Below are 17,172 nucleotides of genomic sequence, written 5' to 3'. Positions count from 1 at the left end.
TTTTCCTTCATACTCCCGTCTACCTCAATTTGCACACTGATCGATGAAGCCAGTCCGTCTTCCCGCCGCCGCCACCCTGGCCTTGCCACGCTGGGCCCTGTTCGCCCTCGGCCTGCTCTACATCCTGCCCGGCCTGATCGGCCGCGACCCGTGGAAGAACGACGACGCCGCCAGCTTCGGCATCATGTGGACGATGGCGCACGGCACCTGGCAGGACTGGCTGTGGCCCAATATCGCCGGCCTGTCGATGCCCGACGAGGGCCCGCTGGCGTTCTGGATCGGCGCGCTCGGCATCAAGCTGTTCGGCTGGCTGCTGGGCGACGTCATGGCCGCCCGCGTCGGCACCATCGCCATCTTCCTGATCGGCGTGTCGTCGCTGTGGTTCGCCACCTTCAACCTTGGCCGCCGCCAGGACGCGCAACCGCTGCGCCTGGCCTTCGGCGGCCAGCCCGAGCCGGACGACTTCGGCCGCACCCTTGCCGACGCCGCCGTCCTGATCTACCTCGGCTGCCTGGGCCTGCTGCTGCACAGCCACGAGACCACCTCCGAGGCGCTGCAGGTGTCGCTGACGGCGTTCATGCTGTACCGCACCGTGCGCTACGTGGAGGCGCCGTCGCTGCGCAACGCCGCCCTCAGCGGCCTGGCGATCGGCCTGCTGACGTTGACGCGCGGCTGGGTCACGCCGGTGTTCCTCATGCTGGCCGTGTTCGCCTGCACCCGCCTGCTGGCCCAGCCGGTGCTGCGCGCGCTGCGCGACCTCGGCCTGGCGCTGCTGGTGGCCGCCTTTGTTGCCGCCGTGTGGCTGGTGCCGGCCGAAGTGCTGCGCCCGTACAACCAGCAGCCGCTGCAGGCGTGGATGAACTGGAACCTGAACCAGGTCGCGCTGCCCACCCTCGCCGCCTTCAAATACTTCTTCCGGGTCGGGGTCTGGTTCTTCTGGCCGGCCTGGCCGTTCGCCGGCTGGGCCGTGTGGGCCTGGCGCCGCCAGCGCCTGGCGCTGCACATCGTCGTGCCGCTGGCCTTCGTCACCATGGGTACGCTGCTGAGCTTGTCCACCGAGGTGCCCGAGCAGGGCCAGTTGCTGGTGCTGCTGCCGCCGCTGGCCGTCATGGCCGCCTTCGGCCTGCTGACGATGAAGCGCGGCGCCATCAACGCCATCGACTGGTTCTCGGTGATGGCGCTGACCTTGTGCGGGGCCGTCATCTGGCTGTTCTGGATCGCCAAGCTGACCGGCTGGCCGGCGCAGTTCGCCAAGAACGCGTTGAAACTGGTGCCGGGCTTCACGCCGGAGGTGGGACTGGTCGCCGTGCCGGTGGCGCTGCTGGCCACGGCCGGCTGGTTCGTGCTGGTGCACTGGCGCGTTTCGCGCCGGCCGACGGTGCTGTGGCGCGCCGTGGTGCTGTCGTCCGGCGGCGTGATCCTGATCTGGATCTTGCTGATGACGTTGTTCCTGCCGGACGTCAACTACAGCAAGAGCTACGCCAGCGTGGCGCGCCAGATCGCCGAGAAAATTCCATCGAAGGGGGATTGCATCGAAACCAACGTGGGGCCGGCGCAACGCGCGTCGTTCGCCTACTACGCGCAACTGCCGTTCACCGGTGTTGAAGGCGGGCGCTGCAAACTGCTGCTGCTGCAGGACAGCACCAAGGTGCGCGACAACCGCGAGATTCAGCCGCAGCACCGCGGCAAGCAGTGGGCATTGATCTGGGAAGGTCGCCGTCCGGCGGACCGCTCCGAGCGCTTCAGGCTATACCGCCGGGCCGACTAAGCTGACTAACAACCCGACTGAAAAACCCGGGCGCCGGCGGCCGCCACGCGACCGCCGGCCCACGGCATGCGCGCATCAACGGCGCGCCATCATCATCGTATTGGCAGGCAGCTTGGCGGCCATCGGCAGCTTTTCAAAGTTGCTGATGCCAACCGTTTGGCCCTCTTCGGTGAACACGATGCGGGTGCCCGCCTCGGTGACGAACTCGCTCCGCGAAGCGGCGAAGATACGCACGCGCTGGCCCTTGTCGATCTGCGTGTAATAGTGGTTGCCGTTCTGCGTGAACTGCAGCACCTGGCCGTTGGTCAACTGATAGGCGTTCTTGAAATCGGCGAACTCGCCCGGCGTGACGTAGTAGCGGGCCGGCGTGGCTTTGATCTGCACGCTGCTGTCATCCGCGTGGGCGGCGGACATCGAGGCCAGCGAAGTCATGACGAGGGCGGCTGCGGCTGCAATGCTGAACAGGGATTTTTTCATGGTGTGCTCCGTAAGGTTATCGGTTCAATAAACTGCTCTGGGATCACCGCTGGAATGTGCTGTTCAGCGGCTGACGTGATCACATTAACAAAAGCCGGCGCCGATATCCGGCGTTTGCGACGGGCGGTCAAACGGCGGGCGTCAAAAGCAAAAAACCGCGACGAACGGAATGCGCATCAACCACGCCCGGCGGGCGCCGCCGGCTGTTGCGCGACACGCTTTTTTGTTGAGCAAACGCGAGACAAAACGAAAAAGGACCGCTATAGTTCACCTAGGACGAGTTGCCGCACGGCATGTTAGTTTCACAAGATTCGTCCCAAGTTTAACCCTTAGCAACACCCGGCTGCGCCACACCGCGCACCGGCAACGGCGGCCTCGGCTGCTGCGCCCCACTCCCGCGCACCAGCCCGACACTCAGCTGCCCACTCCAGGTTGGATAGCGCATATGTTTACTCTTCACAAACTTCAATCCGCACTACGCAATAATTACGTCCGCGCCGCGCTGCTGCTGCTGGCGATCGCCGCCGCCGCGCTGTTCAGCTGGCGCAGCGACGTGCCGCAGGACACCGGCCCGATCATGCGCTCGCAGGACATCTCGCAGATCACCGCGCTGGCCACGCAGCGCGACAAGCTCGAATACCTGATGGTGGCCGCCCCGCTGTCGGAGGCGCCGCGCTATATCTTCAAGCTCAAGGGCGACCCGATGCTGCGCGTGATCAAGGTGCCGAGCACCTCGCACCTAAGCCTGGAGCGCGAAGTCCTGCTGCGCAATAACATCCCCTATTCCATCGCGCGCGAGGATTACCTGGCGTCGCACAAGGCCGTACTGGTCGACGAGGACGACAGCAAGCTGGCGCGCGCCGGCGGCTTCCTGCGCCGCCACGCGGTCGACATCCTGCTGATCGGCCTGGTGCTGTTCCTGCTGCGCCACGGCATTCCCGGCACCGGCGTCAGCGCCACCGTGCTCGATCCCGCGCAGCTCAAGGGCAGCATGGACGATCTGATCGGCATGGAAGACATCAAGCAGGAAGTGCTGCACCTGGAAGACATGATCCGCAACCGCGCGGTGTACCGCGAGCACGACATCGACAAGCCGTTCAACGTCATGCTCACCGGCCCGGCCGGCACCGGCAAGACCAAGCTGGCCGGCTACCTGGCCAAGCGCCTCGACGTGCCGCTGATCCAGGCGTCGGCCTCGGCGCTCGAATCGGGTTATATCGGCGGCGGCTCCAAGGCGCTGCACGCGCTGCACCGCAAGGCTTGCGCGCGCGGCAGCTGCATCATCTTCCTCGACGAGGCGCAGGGCTTGTTCATGCCGCGTGGGCGCGGCGAAAAGAAATGGGAAGACGACACCGCCAACACTCTGCTGGGCCTGCTCGACGGCGTGCGCAGCGACCAGGGCGCCGGCGTGATCTGGGTGGTGGCCTCCAACTTCGACGACGCCTCCTCGCAGATGGACGAGGCGATGCTGCGCCGCTTCTCGGTCAAGATCAACTTCCGCCTGCCCAACAAGGGCGAGCGCAGCGAATTGCTGCGCTCCTTCCTGTCGCGCAAGGCGCACGGTTGCGTCGACTGGGACGGGCTCAACCTCGACCACGTGGCCGAGATCACGGCCAACCTCAGCCCGGCGCTGTTGCAGACGGTGGTCGAGCGCGCCAGCATGATCGCGATCCAGGAAAAGACCGTGATCAACACCGACCTGATGTTCCGCGCCTTCGAACGGGCCACCATCGGCCTGACCGACCGCGCCACCACGGCCGAGAAGACCCGCCAGCGCGAACGCGTCGCGCTGCACGAGCTGGGCCACTTCTTCATGCAAATCGATCCGTGGCTGCGCGAGGGGTTGCCGCTGGCCGAGGTGAAGGAACGCTCGCCGCTGCTCAAGATCAGCACCGAGTCGGTGTCCAAGCTCGGCGCGCTCGGCTATGTGTTGTCGGCGTCGGGCGACGTCGCGCTGCGCACGCTCGAGGAACTCGAGCGCGACGTGATCCAGCTATACGGCGGCGTGGCGGCCGAGGAGTTGTTCTACGGGGCGCGCGGCATCTCGGTGGGCAGCCAGAACGACATCCAGAAGGCCACTTCGATGCTTGATATGATGGTCAACAAGCTGTCGATGTACTCGCGCTCCAAGCTGGACTACTCGCAGTTCAAGAACAAGGAAAACGACCTCGACCAGGTTCAGGCCAAGGCGGACGAGCTCTACACGTACACCCTGCAGTCGATCAACGACTACCGCGAGCAGATCAGCGAACTGAAGGAAGTGCTCATGGATCAGTATGTGCTGTCGAAGGACGCCATCTTCGCGCTGCTGGAGCAGCAGCATCAACAGCGCCTGTTGAAGGTCGCGTGACGGTTAGCGGCTGAGGACGAAGATCATCTGTGAGATGTTGGCTGCCGCGAGCAGCCACATCGCGAACTCGACCCGGCCCACGCGTCGCTCAACCCTATCTACCCCTTGGGAAAGGTTGTCGACGTTGACGGACAAATGGTCGACGCTGGCGGACAAATGGTCGACGCTTACGGACAAATGGTCGACCCTGACGGACAAATGGTCGACCCTGACGGACAAAGCGGCCAACTCTGCCGCCAGTAGGGAGACTTGTTGCTCGAGTGTCTGAACTCTTGCAACCAAGGCATTCAACCGTTCCTCCAAAATGGCAACTTTAAAAGTCAGCGCCGCCACTTCCTTGCGCAAGGCAGCCACTTCCTGGCGCACGGAGGCCAGCTGTTCCCCGTGATTGCCAAGCACCCGCTCAAGCGCATCCAAGCGTTCGCCGCACTCAGCCAGCTGCTCGCCATGCGTCTCCAACTGGTCGCCATGGGCCGCTTTGACCAACTCGGTAAGCGCATCGACCCGCGCGGCCAGCATATCTACTCTCTGGGACAATTCCATAGCGCCCTCCGCCCCTTGCGGTGCATGGCTAAAGTTTATACGGTTTACGGGAATATACTGGTCGTTCATGCATCCATTGTGGCGCCAAAAAAAACGAGCTCATCCGACAAAGACAGCACGTTTTGATCTGCGTCCAACGGTGCGCAGGCGACCGCGACGTCCGGCCACTTGCTTAAAAACCAAATAGTGCGCATCAAGGCTTGCGGCTGCGGAGCAAATCAGTGATAATGCGGGTCGCGTTGCCGGGATGGCGGAATAGGTAGACGCACGGGACTCAAAATCCCGCGCCGCAAGGCGTGCCGGTTCGATTCCGGCTCCCGGCACCATGAATAGAATTTGACCACGCAGTATATAGCTTCACCAAACGACAAAACCCGCATCGCCATCAGGCTCTGCGGGTTTTTTGTTGGCTGGCGCCGGCGCGCCAGGCACATCACTGGTAACGGCGGACGGTATCGCTCTTGCGGCGGGTCTCCGGATAGGCCAGCACGCGGCGGATCGCTTCCGCAGGCACCTTGTACGTCTGCATATACGCCCAGGCGATCGCGCTCCCCTGCGACTCGGCCAGCCAAATTCCATGTTCCACCGCCGCGCTGAGCGAAGCGTTGTGTCGTTGTTCTGTTTGCATGTGCTCTCTCCCAATAGACACGCAAGTTATCATAAAAATAAAAACAATGTCGCATGCGAACTAAAGTGTCTCGATTATACTGTATAAATAGACAATTCCCCTGTTGAGTGCCCCACCCTTCGTTAGCCCCCGAACAGACGCCGCCCCGCTTCGCCGCTATGCTGAGGTTTTTAACTCGGGAGCAGTCATGGGCTTTGACCTCGGAAACTTATTGCAGCAATTCGCGGCACATCCTACCGCCACCGATCCGGAAGGCGTCGCGCAAGCGTTCTCGCACGTCGCCGGCGATGCGCCACGCGCGTCGATCGCGCAGGGATTGGCCTCCGCCTTTCTGTCGAGCGAGACGCCGCCGTTCGGCCAACTGGTCAGCCAGTTGTTCGTGCGCAGCGATCCGCAGGTGCAGGCCGGCTTGCTGAATCAGTTGCTCGACGACGTAGGTCCGACGATGCAGGCCGCCTTGGCCGGCAGCGTGGGCGAGCTGTTCACCGCCAACGGCCACGCGACACTGACGCCCCAGCAGGTATCGGACATCACGCCGCCGCAAGTGGCCGAAATCGCCACCACCGCGCAGCAGCACAATCCGGGCGTCGTCGAGCGCGTCGCGTCCTTTTTTGCCGACCATCCACAACTGGTCAATTCGTTGGACAGCGCCAGCTTGAAGGTCGCACTGGGTAAAATGGCCCAGGTGCACTGAAGGACGCTGCCGCAGCGACCCAGTATCGATCAAACTACCGCAGGGTTGTTTTGAGTTTAATGCCAATAAGTTAAGCATGCTATTTTGACCATGACGGCGGGCGCCCGCTCGCCGTTTTCCACTTACTGGAGGTTAAGATGGCTGTTTCTTTCAAATCCGCTTTGATGTCGGCTTTCGCGTTGGCATTGACCCTGGGCCTGAGTACCGGCGCCTCGGCCGATCCGTTGACCGAAAACTTCAACACCGGTGTACCCGCAGGCTGGACCGTCAAAAACCTGAGTGAGCCGCCGGGCACGCTCGCCTGGTTCCAGGGCAACGAGTTCGTCTTCGACGCGCAACAGGGCGCGCCGAACTCCTATCTCGCCGCCAATTTCGAATCGGGCGGTGACTTTTCCACCATCAGCACCTGGCTGATACTGCCGACCTCCACCTACCGCAATGGCGACACGCTGTCCTTCTACAGCCGCACCGCCGACTTGTCGGAATGGCCGGACCGGCTGGAGGTCCGCTTCAGCAACATCGGCGGCAGCGATGTTGGCACCACGGCGACCAGCGTGGGCAGCTTCTCCACGCTTCTCCTCAGCATCAATCCGACCCTGGAGGTGGGTGGCTATCCGGAAGACTGGACCCGTTACAGCGCCACCTTGAACGGCTTGGCCGGCCCGACCACCGGGGCGTTCGCGTTCCGCTACACGGTCGCCGACGCCGGGCTGTTCGGCGCCAATTCGAACTACATCGGTATCGACACGGTGCAAATCAGTGCCGCCGCCGTGCCCGAACCAAGCACGTACGTGATGATGGCGTTCGGATTGGGCATGGTCGGCTACATGCGCAGGCGTCAATCCCGCGCCTAAGCGGGTGGCTGCGGGGCGGGCTTGCCGTCGGGTGGGCCCGCCCCCGGCGTAGAATGTCGCCATGGCTACCAAATCTCCGAAATCCCCCACCTTTCCCGGTCCGTTGACGGCGCGCGGCGCCGTGCTGGCGGTCCTGCTTTCCGATAGCGACCAGTCCGGCAACCCGCCGCTGCAAGGCCGCACCTCGCTCGCGGCCATCATTAAAAGCTTGAAGCGCAAATATCACTGGCCGGTCGAGGCGAGCAGCTTTCCGTCGAACGGCGTCGACGGCCGCGCCACCTGGGCCACCGTCTACAGCCTGCCCGCCGCCGTGGTGGAGCGCGCGCTGGAGCGGGGCGGACGCGAATGGCTGGAGCGCCGCGACGCCGCCAAAAGCGCGCCGTAACATCTGCTTACGCCGGAAACACTTTCCAGGTCACCCTGTGCCCTTCCCGTCCCGTTATAGGGGCAAGCGCCACACACGGCGATATCTGGAGAGAAGAAAATGGAACATACCGTACCTAACCGCATGCATCCCCTGCTGGCCGTCGCCGCGTTTTCCGTGACCATCGTCAGCCTGGTGGGCGCCGCTTCCATCCTCGGCCTGCTGCCGTACTCGCAAGCGAAAGGCAGCATGCAGCCGGAGATCAGCGCCACGGCGCCGGCGCCGCAGGCGAACCAGCCGCTGACCGCGCAAGTACAGTCACCGCAGCCGCAGCCCCGCCAGGTCGTCGAGCACCGCACCGTCGTGCACCACACGTATGCGCCTGGCCGCCAGGCAAGCCGCAACGACGACCGCACCGAGGTCGCGCAAGCGCCGGTGCAGCGCGCTGCGGCACCGGCGCCACAGAACAGCGCGGTGGGGATCGGCCTGGGCGCGGTGGTGGGCGGGCTGCTGGGCAACCAGGTGGGCGACGGCAAAGGCAGGACGCTGGCCACCATCGCCGGCGCGATGGGTGGCGCCTACGCAGGCAACGAAATCGCCAAGCGCAACCAGCAACAGCAGTAATCCAGCGGTGCGTCTTAGTACTTGGCCGGCGCGTTGGGCGCCGGTGTCGCCTGGCGGATGAAGTCACGCAGATCCTCGTTGGCGCTGGCCAAATCCTCCGACCGCAGATACATCATGTGGCCGCTGCGGTAGCCCTCAAAGCGCAGGCGGTCCTTCATCTTGCCACTCGGGTCCAGCTGCCACATCGTGTACTTGGCGTCGAAGTAGGTGCAGGCGCCGTCGTAGTAGCCCGACTGTATCATCACCTTGAGGTAGGGATTGGCCGCCATCGCCAGACGCAGGTTCTCACCGGTCTTCTCGTTCTTGAAGTCCCACGGATGGACGTCGCCGAACAGGTTGTACTTGATGTCGGTCTTGTAGCCCAGCTCCACCCGCAGATACTGGTTGATGGCCGGGGTGAACGAGTGCAGCCACGACGTCAGTTCGGCGTTGTAATCGACTTTGTCGCCGGAATCGGTCTTGTCGATGCCAAGGTAGCGCGAGTCGAGGCGGCCGACGGTCTTGCCCTGCTTGCGCAACAGCTCCTTCCAGAAACTGTCCACCGGCACCGACAGGTTATTCTGCAGCACATAGGCTTCCGACAAGCCGGAGTAGCGCGCGAACCTGGCCGCGATCTGCGCCTTCTTCTGCGGATCGATAAAGCCGCCGCGCGCCGTCGCCGGCAGCAGTTCGTCGATGGTGAAGGCCTCCACCTCCGGCAGCAGATCCTTCAAGTCGCGCGCCTGCAAGTCGGCCGGCAACACCTTTTGATACCAGGCGGTGGCGGCGAAGTACGGCAGCGCCAGCGCGTCGGCGACGACGCCGTCGCGCTTGAGGCCCAGTTCCGTCGGCGACACCAGCACCACACCGTTCAAGTACATCCACTGGGCGTTCTGCAATTCCAGCGCCAGGCCGGCCACGCGCGAGGTGCCGTAGCTCTCGCCGATCAGGTATTTCGGCGAAGTCCAGCGGCCCTCGCGCGAGACGAAGGTGCTGACCCATTCGGCCAGGTAGGAAATGTCGGCGTTCACGCCAAAGAAGCGCGCGCGGTCGCTCTTGCCGTCCAACACACGCGAGAAGCCGGTATTGACCGGATCGATGAAAATGATGTCGGCCACGTCGAGGATCGAGTGCGGATTGTCGCGCACGCCGTAGGGCTGGGTCGGATAGCCTTCGGCGTCGAGGTTGAGCACCTTGGGGCCGGTGTAGGCGACGTGCATCCACACCGACGCCGATCCCGGGCCGCCGTTAAACGACAGCACCAGCGGACGCTTGCTCTTGTCGGCGACGTCGGTGCGCTGGTAGTAGGTGTAGAACAAGGTCGCGCTGACCTTGCCATCCTTGTCCCATACCGGCTGCGTGCCAGCCGTGACCTTGTACGGCACCGCCTTGCCCTTGATGGTGACGGTCGCGGTTTTGCTCACGCGCGAGTCGGCCTTGATGACGCGCTCGTTGGCCAGCAGGTCGGCCGCGCGCTCCTTGCCCAGCGCCGGCGCGGACTGTGCTTTGTCGGTAGGGTTTTCTTGCGCGCAGACGGTCGCGCTGACGGCCAGCAGCATGATGGCAAGCTTGGATTTCATGGGCTACTCTTGACGTTAAAAAATCAATGGTAGTCCAATCGAATACCAGCCGACAACAAAATACGCGATACCGGCGGTATCGATTTGTCACGTATTGTTTCAGCGTGGTTTTAGCGCGGCGGCCGCCAGTCCAGCACCCGCACCGGCCGCGGCGGCACCGCCGCCTGTCCCTCGCCATCGACCTGCTGCACGTCCTGCACGAACAGGCTGAGCACACCGTTGCGCCGCCACAACTCGGTATCGAAACTCGGCTCCCACGCACCGACCGACGCATCGGTCAAATCGCTGACTTGCCACTTGCCGCCGACAAAATCGCTGATGCTGACGACCGACACCTTGCTGCCGCGTTCCTCGTCGCGGAACACCAGCAGGCCGCCCGGGGTGCCCGTGCCGGGACCGGCATCGACCATGATTTGCGGGCGCGCGATCGGGATGCGCTTGGTGCCCTGCCCGCTCAGCGAAAACGTCGTCTTGCGGAAGTCGAGGGCGCGCACCGTCCAGCCGGCGTCGGTGCGGAACACCACGTGGTATTGCGGCACCGCCGAGCCGGCGTCGCGCCAATAGCTGGCGATGTAGGGGTGGCCGTCGCGGTCGGCGGCCATCGAGGTCTGGTTGATCAGCTCGCTGTTTTGCGGGATGCGCAGCGCGTACTCGGCGCTGCCGGCGCTGATCGGCAAGCTGTAGGGCTGGCCGTCCGATTTCTCCCAGGTCACGCCGCCGTCGCGCGAGCGGGCGTAGGCCAGGTCGTGGTTGCTGGCCACGTCCGGCGATTCGCGCCACACCCAGGACAGGTGCAAGGTGCCCTGGTGGTCGAGGAAGGCTTGCCAGTAGGCGTTGCGCTTGCCTTCGCCGGTGATCAGGTTGGTGTGCAGGCGCGACCAGCGCCGCGTCTTCGTGTCGTAGCGGTTGATGACCAGGTCGCCCCGGCCGGAACCTCCCAGCCGGTAAAAGAACAGCAGGTTGCCGTCCGGCAGACGGTAGAACTCGGGATAAGACACCGATTCCTCGTCGACACCGACCATCGCCAGCTTGGCGCGCAATTCCAGCGCGCCCGGCTTGACGCTGCGGGCGTAACGCAGCGCGTTGTTGTGGTGGTCCCAGGACACATGCAGATACCCGGCGCCGTCGAGCATCAGGCTGATGGCGTTATGGGCGTCGGCGGCGTTGCCCCGGTACGGCGTGCGTTGCGTGGTCCACCGCGACGTGCCCAGCTTGCGCTTGCCCAGCACCAGATAGCGCTCGGCGTCGTAGTAGCCGATGTATTGCGTGTGCCGGTCCGAGACCAGGGAATTCTTGCGGAACACCACGGCGTTGACCGAATTGTTGGCCCAGCCGGGGCCGACGACCGATTCTGTCGGCGCCAAGGCCGAGTCGGCCGCCGCCACCGCGCCCGGGGACGCGATGCACACGGCCACGGCCATGGCCAGCAATACGGCCGACAACAAGCTTCTCTTCATCTCAGCGCCCTCATTGATACATATCAATTGCAACTATAGTTTCCCAAGGGAAAATATGACCTATAATATCCTCCGCTCCACCCGCGCCCAAAAAATGCCGCCATGACAACCGAAACGCTTGACACCCTCCCTAACGATGCCCCCCTGGAATTCTGGGAACATCGCATCAAAGCCAGCAGATGGTTGATCACCAAGACCATGGCGCTGGGCGCCTGCGCCGCCGTGCTCGGGATATTGGGCCAGGGCTGGCTGGAGCAAGCGGCGCCGCTGTTTCCCTTCATCAGCCAGAATTATGGCATCTGGCAAGCCGCCTATCTGCTCTCCCTGCTGATCATTTTCTTTATCTGGGCGGCCGCGATGCGGCAAAAAATGGGGCTGCTGGAAAACAGCAAGAGGGGTTTCCAGGTGCAGCAGCGCATCGCCGAGCACAACGAACGCCGCGCGCAGCAGGCGCAAGAGGCGCGCGAGCGGCGCAAGAAGCTGGAAGAAGAGCGCGACCCGGTGTCGTTCTTCAAGAGCGCGGCGCGCAGCAAAAAATTCGACTACTAAATTCGACCCTCACGCGGCGTCACTCATAGCGCAGGCAATCGACCGGCAGCAGCTTCGACGCCCGCCGCGCCGGATAAAAACCAAAGAAAACGCCCACCAGGCTGGAAAACCCGCACGCCACCACCACCGCCTGCAAGGTGATGAACACGTCGAATTTGCCGGTCGCGGTGATCGCCGCCGCCGCCCCCGTGGCCACCAGAATGCCGAACACCCCGCCCACCAGGCAGATGACCACCGCCTCCGTCAGGAACTGCAGCAGCACGTCGCGCGGCTTGGCGCCGATCGCCATGCGGATGCCGATCTCGCGGGTGCGCTCGGTCACCGACACCAGCATGATGTTCATGATGCCGATGCCGCCGACGATCAGCGAGATCGCGCCGATCAGGCCAAGCAGCGCGGCCAGGCCGGCGCTGATGGTCTTTGCCGTCTCCGCGAACGAGGCCAGGTTATCGATGCGGAAGTCGTCCGGCTGCTCGAACTTGATGCGGTGGCGGTCGCGCAGCGTTTCGTTGATGTCCTGGATGGCGTCCTGCAGGTTGCCGCCGGATTTGCCCTGCGCGACCACATAGTGAACGTTGCCGGGGAACTGCATCTTTACCAGGTTGGCGGCGGCGGCGGTGATCGGCACCAGCACGTAGTCGCTCAAATCGCCGCCGTCAACCTGCTTGCCCTCGCCGTACAGCACCCCCACCACCTGGAACGAGACGTTCTCGATGCGGATGTATTTGCCCAGCGGGTCAATCTTGTAGAAGAACTGGTCGGCGATCTTGCGGCCGATGACCACCATGCGCGCGGCCGAACGCACGTCGGCGTCGCTGAAGGCGCTGCCCTTGTCGATTTTCCAGCCACGGATCTTGAACATGTCCGGCGTGACGCCGTGCACCGTCTTCGATGCGTTCTCGTTGCCGACCGCCAGATTGAAGCCGCCTTGCAGGGTCGGCGCGGCGCCGGCCAGCGACGGCAGCCGGTTCAGCGCCGCCGCGTCGAGCATCGTCAGCGCCGGCGCGGCGCCGTTGCGCAGGCGCTGCTGCTGCGCGCGGTCGCCGCCGGGAGAAATGAACAGCATGTTGGTGCCCAGCTGCTCCAGCTGCTTGCCGATGAAGCGTTTCATGCTGTCGCCGACGGCCAGCAGCAGCACCACCGAGGCGATGCCGATGATAATGCCCAGCATCGTCAGCAAGGTGCGCAGGCGGTTCGCCAGCATCGAGCGGAACGCCTCTATCGTGATCTGCAATGGGTTCATGGCGCCGCCACGCTTGTCGGTGAAAGCGGAGGATGGCCGAGGGCCGCCTCCTGGCTTAGCGCCATCTCGCGCAAGCCTTCGGCGGCCGGACCGTCATAGATGACATGGCCGTCCTTGAGGCGCATCAGCCGCTTGCTGTAGGCGGCGATGTCCGGTTCGTGCGTGACCAGCAGGATGGTGATGCCGCGCTCCTGGTTCAATTGCTGGAACGAGCGCATGATCTCCTCGCTGGTCTGCGTATCGAGATTGCCGGTCGGTTCGTCGGCCAGGATCAGCGGCGGATCGCCGACCAGCGCGCGGGCGATCGCCACGCGTTGCTGCTGGCCGCCGGACAGCTGGTTCGGCGTGCGTTTGGCGTACGCCTTCAGCCCGACGCGCTCCAGCTCCACCAGCGCCTTGGCGTGCGCCTTCGCGCGCGAGACGCCGGCGTAGATCAGCGGCAGCGCGACGTTTTCCGCCACGCTCATGCGCTTGATCAGGTTAAAGCTCTGGAACACGAAGCCGATGGTGCGGTTGCGGATGGTGGCCAGCTCCGCGCGCGACAGGGTCAGGGTGTCGACGCCGTTGAGGAAGTAGCTGCCGCCGCTGGCCTGGTCCAGGCAGCCGAAGATATTCATCAAGGTCGACTTGCCGGAGCCCGACTGCCCCATCACCGCCAGGAAGTCGCCGCGCGGCACCGCCAGGTCGATCCCGAACAGCACCCTGGTCTCGACGCCGCCGGAGAAGTAGCTTTTGGTGACGCCGCGTATGTCGATCAAGGCATTGGTCAATGCGCTGCCGGCTGGTGGCGTCATCAACGCACCCCGTCCTTGTTCTCGACGATGGCGCGGGTGACAACCTTGTCGCCCTTCTTCAAGGCGCCGCCCACCACCTCCGTATAGCGGAAGTTCGACAGGCCGATCCTGACGTCGATCGGCTGCGGCTGATTCTTGGCGTCGAGCGTGTAGATCTTGAAGGTGCGCGTCAAGTCGGCCTTGGTGCGGAACGCCGCATCGTCGTCCGGCGGCGGCGCGTCCAGCGCGGCGTCGGCGCCGGCGCCGGTCCCCGCACCCTTGCCCTTGGCCGCCTTGGCCTGCCGCTCGAGTTCCTCGTCGCTGAGGCGGAAGCGCAGCGCGGCGGTGGGAATGCGCAGCACGTTCTCGCGGTTGCCCACCAACAGGCGCACCTGCGCCGTCATGCCCGGCTTGAGCAGCTCGTCCCGGTTGTCGACATCGAGCACCACGTTGTAGGTGACGACGTTCTGCACCACGTTGGCCGCCAGGCGGAACTGCCGCATGCGCGCCTCGAACTCCCGGTCCGGATAGGCGTCGACGACGAAGCGCGCCTGCTGCCCCTCCTTCAGCGCGCCGACGTCCGCCTCCGAAACGCTGGTATCGATCTGCATCTTGGTCAAATCCTGCGCGATCTGGAACAGGGTCGGCGTGGTGAACGACGCGGCGACCGTTTGTCCCAGGTCGACGGTGCGCTTGATGATCACGCCGTCGATCGGCGAGCGGATCACGCTGTTGTTCAGGTCCGCCTGCGCGCGCGCCAGCTGCGCCTGCGTCAGCTGGATGTTCGCCTGCGCCACGTCGACCTCGCGCTTGGACTGGTCCAGCGCCAGCGGCGAGATGAAGCTTTGCGTCACGAGGGTCTGGTTGCGCTGGTGCGTGGCCTGCGCCAGCCGCAGCGAGGCGCGCGCCGATGCCAGTTGCGCCTCGCCCTGGCGGATTTGCGCGTTGAAGATGGTCGGATCGAGCGTCAGCAGGATCTGGCCTTTTTTCACGCGGTCGTTGAAGTCCGCCTTCAGCACGTTGACCGTGCCAGACACCTGCGAACCGATGTTGATCAGGGCGACCGGATTGATGGTGCCGGTGGCCGTCACCGTCTGCGTGATGGTGCCCGTATCGACGGCGGCGACGCGGAACCGTGGCGGCTCCACCACAGGGGTCTGGCTTTTGGAATAGAACGCCAGCGCGGCGCCGCCGATCACGATCGCGCCCACCGCCAGCGCGATCTTTTTCTTGGTGAAAAAGGCCATCGTTTTTTATCTGTCTCATAGTGGAGATCCGGCCATACGCGGATCAACCCGGCAAGTATTGAGCAGTTTTGCAAAAAACGCAATCCAGCGCTTTGCATCGCCGGCCCGCAAAGGGGAATGGAGACGCGTATCACTTAGGGGATGGAAGCCCGCACCCCGATGTCGGGATATGCAATTTTGCAATCCAACTTTGCAGGAATGGCCGTTCCCAGCGACGAAAATCGGCCCTACCATGCACTCCATCGCCAGGCCACAACGGCCTGTCAGCGGCCCACACCACGGAGCAAAAACATGAACGCATCCCTCAAGGAGTCCCTCACCGTCACCGTCGCCGACGGCAGCTTCCAGTGCTACGTCGCGCGTCCGACCGGCAGTGGCAGCGCGCCGGTCATCATTGTTCTGCAGGAGATATTCGGCGTCAACGCCGGCATCCGCAGCATCTGCGACGACTATGCCGCCAAGGGCTACATCGCCGTCGGCCCCGATCTGTTCTGGCGCGCCGCACCTGGCCTGGACATGTCCGAGGCCAGCCCCGGCGACTGGGAGCGCGGCTTCGCGCTGTACAGCGCCTACGACTTCGGCGCCGGCGTCGGCGACATCGCCGCCACCGTGGCCGCCGCCCGCGCGATGACCGGCGCCTCCGGCAAGGTCGGCGTGACCGGCTACTGCCTTGGCGGACTGATGACCTTCCTCACCGCCGCCCGCGCCGACGCCGACGCCTTCGTCGCCTACTACGGCGGCGCCACCGAAAACTACGCGGGCGAAGGCGCCAACGTCAAACGCCCGCTGCTCTACCACCTTGCCGGCGACGACGAATACATCGGCAAGGATGCGCAGGCGGTCATCCACGCCGCCCTCAAGGACAACGCCAACATCGAGATGCATACCTACCCGGGCTGCAACCACGCCTTCGCCCGCCCGGGCGGCGACCACTACGACGCCCAGGCGGCAACGTTGGCCAACGGCCGCACCGACGCTTTCTTCAAGCAGCACCTGAACTGATTTTTAATCCCATCGACAAATAAGGAAAAACCATGTCCAGCAACGATAACAACCAAGTCAATCCATCCCGCCGCTCCGCCATGGTGGGCGGCGCGTTCGCCGCCGCCGCGGCGGTCGCCACCGCGCTGCCGCTGGCCGCCGTCAGCACCGACAGCCAGGCCGCCGCCACCGGCGGCAAAATCCAGAAGACCGCCAGCACCATCACCACCCGCGACGGCGTCGAGATCTATTACAAGGATTGGGGTCCGCGCAACGGTCAACCGGTGATCCTGAGCCACGGCTGGCCGCTCAACGCCGACAGCTGGGAATCGGCCGCCTTCCATCTGGCGAACAACGGCTTCCGCGTCGTCAGCCACGACCGCCGTGGCCACGGCCGTTCGAGCCAACCCTGGGACGGCAACGACATGGACCACTACGCCGACGACCTGGCGCAGCTGATCGAAGCGCTCAACCTGAACAACATCATCCTGGCCGGCTTCTCCACCGGCGGCGGCGAGGTGGCGCGCTACGTCGGCCGCCACGGCACCAAACGCGTCGCCAAGCTGGCGCTGATTTCCGCCGTCACGCCGCTGATGCTCAAGACCGACACCAACCCGGGCGGCCTGCCGCTGTCGGTGTTCGACGGCATCCGCGCCGCGTCCGAGGCCAATCGCGGCCAGTTGTACCTGGACTTCGCCTCCGGCCCGTTCTACAACTACAACCGTCCCGGCGCCAAGCCGTCGCAAGGGCTGATCAACGCGTTTTACAACCAGGGCATGCAGGCCGGACACAAGAACACCTACGATTCGATCGCGGCGTTCGCCCAGACCGACTTCCGCGACGACCTGAAAAAATTCGACAAGCCGACGCTGATCATTCACGGGGAGGACGACCAGGTGGTGCCGATCGACGCCGCCGGCCGCGCCGCCGCCAAGATCGTCAAGCAGGCCAAGTTGATCACCTATCCGGGCGCCCCGCACGGCCTGACCGACACCCACAAAGAGAAGTTCAACGCCGACTTCCTGGCCTTCGCCAAGTCTTGACAGCACGCGGAGCCGCGG

Annotated in this window: 17 protein-coding genes and 1 tRNA gene; 10 read left to right on the top strand and 8 right to left on the bottom strand. The window is 64.3% G+C overall.

Features of this window, described 5'->3' with window-relative positions:
* Positions 1-43: 43 nt before the first annotated feature.
* Positions 44-1,768 (top strand): ArnT family glycosyltransferase, encoded by a 1,725-nt coding sequence (locus tag AC0IYS_RS04195; protein WP_471703993.1) that lies wholly within the window; start codon positions 44-46, stop codon positions 1,766-1,768.
* 75 nt (positions 1,769-1,843) lie between these two features.
* Here the strand turns inward: AC0IYS_RS04195 and AC0IYS_RS04190 are convergent, their stop codons facing one another.
* Positions 1,844-2,245, bottom strand: a complete 402-nt coding sequence (locus tag AC0IYS_RS04190) for a gel scht (protein WP_471703992.1) — start codon at positions 2,243-2,245, stop codon at positions 1,844-1,846.
* A gap of 445 nt (positions 2,246-2,690) precedes the next feature.
* Between AC0IYS_RS04190 and AC0IYS_RS04185 the strand changes: the two genes are divergently transcribed.
* Positions 2,691-4,595 carry an AAA family ATPase gene (locus AC0IYS_RS04185; RefSeq protein WP_471703991.1) on the top strand — a complete coding sequence of 635 codons (1,905 nt, stop codon included), beginning with the start codon at positions 2,691-2,693 and terminating at the stop codon, positions 4,593-4,595.
* A gap of 3 nt (positions 4,596-4,598) precedes the next feature.
* On the opposite strand, the gene AC0IYS_RS04180 is transcribed toward AC0IYS_RS04185, so the two are convergent.
* Positions 4,599-5,138, bottom strand: a complete 540-nt coding sequence (locus AC0IYS_RS04180; RefSeq protein WP_471703990.1) for a hypothetical protein — start codon at positions 5,136-5,138, stop codon at positions 4,599-4,601.
* Positions 5,139-5,379: 241 nt separating this feature from the next.
* Here AC0IYS_RS04180 and AC0IYS_RS04175 point away from each other — a divergent pair.
* Positions 5,380-5,464: transfer RNA gene (locus AC0IYS_RS04175), tRNA-Leu, on the top strand.
* A 107-nt stretch (positions 5,465-5,571) separates the two neighbouring features.
* On the opposite strand, the gene AC0IYS_RS04170 is transcribed toward AC0IYS_RS04175, so the two are convergent.
* Entirely contained in the window at positions 5,572-5,766 is a 195-nt protein-coding gene (locus AC0IYS_RS04170; protein WP_471703989.1) for a hypothetical protein, read from the bottom strand.
* Positions 5,767-5,953: 187 nt separating this feature from the next.
* Here AC0IYS_RS04170 and AC0IYS_RS04165 point away from each other — a divergent pair, with 187 nt between their 5' ends.
* The 4 genes from AC0IYS_RS04165 to AC0IYS_RS04150 all read left to right on the top strand — a co-directional run bounded on the left by AC0IYS_RS04165 (position 5,954) and on the right by AC0IYS_RS04150 (position 8,302).
* Positions 5,954-6,460, top strand: a complete 507-nt coding sequence (locus AC0IYS_RS04165) for a hypothetical protein (protein ID WP_471703988.1) — start codon at positions 5,954-5,956, stop codon at positions 6,458-6,460.
* Positions 6,461-6,597: 137 nt separating this feature from the next.
* Positions 6,598-7,314: a choice-of-anchor J domain-containing protein gene (locus tag AC0IYS_RS04160; RefSeq protein WP_471703987.1), complete on the top strand. Its 717-nt coding sequence runs from the start codon at positions 6,598-6,600 to the stop codon at positions 7,312-7,314.
* 61 nt (positions 7,315-7,375) lie between these two features.
* Positions 7,376-7,699 (top strand): hypothetical protein, encoded by a 324-nt coding sequence (locus AC0IYS_RS04155; protein WP_471703986.1) that lies wholly within the window; start codon positions 7,376-7,378, stop codon positions 7,697-7,699.
* Positions 7,700-7,798: 99 nt separating this feature from the next.
* Complete coding sequence (locus tag AC0IYS_RS04150; RefSeq protein ID WP_471703985.1) at positions 7,799-8,302, top strand: glycine zipper 2TM domain-containing protein; 504 nt, start codon at positions 7,799-7,801, stop codon at positions 8,300-8,302.
* 14 nt (positions 8,303-8,316) lie between these two features.
* Here the strand turns inward: AC0IYS_RS04150 and AC0IYS_RS04145 are convergent, their stop codons facing one another.
* Together AC0IYS_RS04145 and AC0IYS_RS04140 are read right to left on the bottom strand one after the other, a co-directional pair.
* Positions 8,317-9,861 (bottom strand): S10 family peptidase, encoded by a 1,545-nt coding sequence (locus AC0IYS_RS04145; RefSeq protein ID WP_471703984.1) that lies wholly within the window; start codon positions 9,859-9,861, stop codon positions 8,317-8,319.
* Positions 9,862-9,971: 110 nt separating this feature from the next.
* Positions 9,972-11,318 (bottom strand): BNR repeat-containing protein, encoded by a 1,347-nt coding sequence (locus AC0IYS_RS04140; protein ID WP_471703983.1) that lies wholly within the window; start codon positions 11,316-11,318, stop codon positions 9,972-9,974.
* Between the two features lie 183 nt (positions 11,319-11,501).
* Here AC0IYS_RS04140 and AC0IYS_RS04135 point away from each other — a divergent pair, with 183 nt between their 5' ends.
* On the top strand, positions 11,502-11,867 hold the full coding sequence (locus AC0IYS_RS04135) for a hypothetical protein (RefSeq protein WP_471703982.1): 366 nt from the start codon (positions 11,502-11,504) through the stop codon (positions 11,865-11,867).
* 19 nt (positions 11,868-11,886) lie between these two features.
* On the opposite strand, the gene AC0IYS_RS04130 is transcribed toward AC0IYS_RS04135, so the two are convergent.
* Genes AC0IYS_RS04130 through AC0IYS_RS04120 form a run of 3 tightly spaced genes read right to left on the bottom strand, consistent with a single transcriptional unit; the run spans position 11,887 to position 15,130 of the window.
* Positions 11,887-13,110 (bottom strand): ABC transporter permease, encoded by a 1,224-nt coding sequence (locus AC0IYS_RS04130; RefSeq protein WP_471703981.1) that lies wholly within the window; start codon positions 13,108-13,110, stop codon positions 11,887-11,889.
* On the bottom strand, positions 13,107-13,904 hold the full coding sequence (locus tag AC0IYS_RS04125; protein ID WP_471703980.1) for an ABC transporter ATP-binding protein: 798 nt from the start codon (positions 13,902-13,904) through the stop codon (positions 13,107-13,109). The genes AC0IYS_RS04130 and AC0IYS_RS04125 overlap by 4 nt, the downstream gene beginning before the upstream one ends.
* On the bottom strand, positions 13,904-15,130 hold the full coding sequence (locus AC0IYS_RS04120; protein WP_471703979.1) for an efflux RND transporter periplasmic adaptor subunit: 1,227 nt from the start codon (positions 15,128-15,130) through the stop codon (positions 13,904-13,906). Before AC0IYS_RS04120 ends, AC0IYS_RS04125 begins: the two co-directional genes overlap by 1 nt.
* 291 nt (positions 15,131-15,421) lie before the next feature.
* Between AC0IYS_RS04120 and AC0IYS_RS04115 the strand changes: the two genes are divergently transcribed.
* On the top strand, positions 15,422-16,132 hold the full coding sequence (locus AC0IYS_RS04115) for a dienelactone hydrolase family protein (protein WP_471703978.1): 711 nt from the start codon (positions 15,422-15,424) through the stop codon (positions 16,130-16,132).
* A gap of 32 nt (positions 16,133-16,164) precedes the next feature.
* Positions 16,165-17,154: an alpha/beta fold hydrolase gene (locus tag AC0IYS_RS04110; protein WP_471703977.1), complete on the top strand. Its 990-nt coding sequence runs from the start codon at positions 16,165-16,167 to the stop codon at positions 17,152-17,154.
* The last annotated feature ends 18 nt before the right edge of the window (positions 17,155-17,172 follow it).

Source organism: Duganella sp. AC237, assembly GCF_979254035.1.
This window is presented reverse-complemented; position numbering and strand designations above follow the sequence as displayed.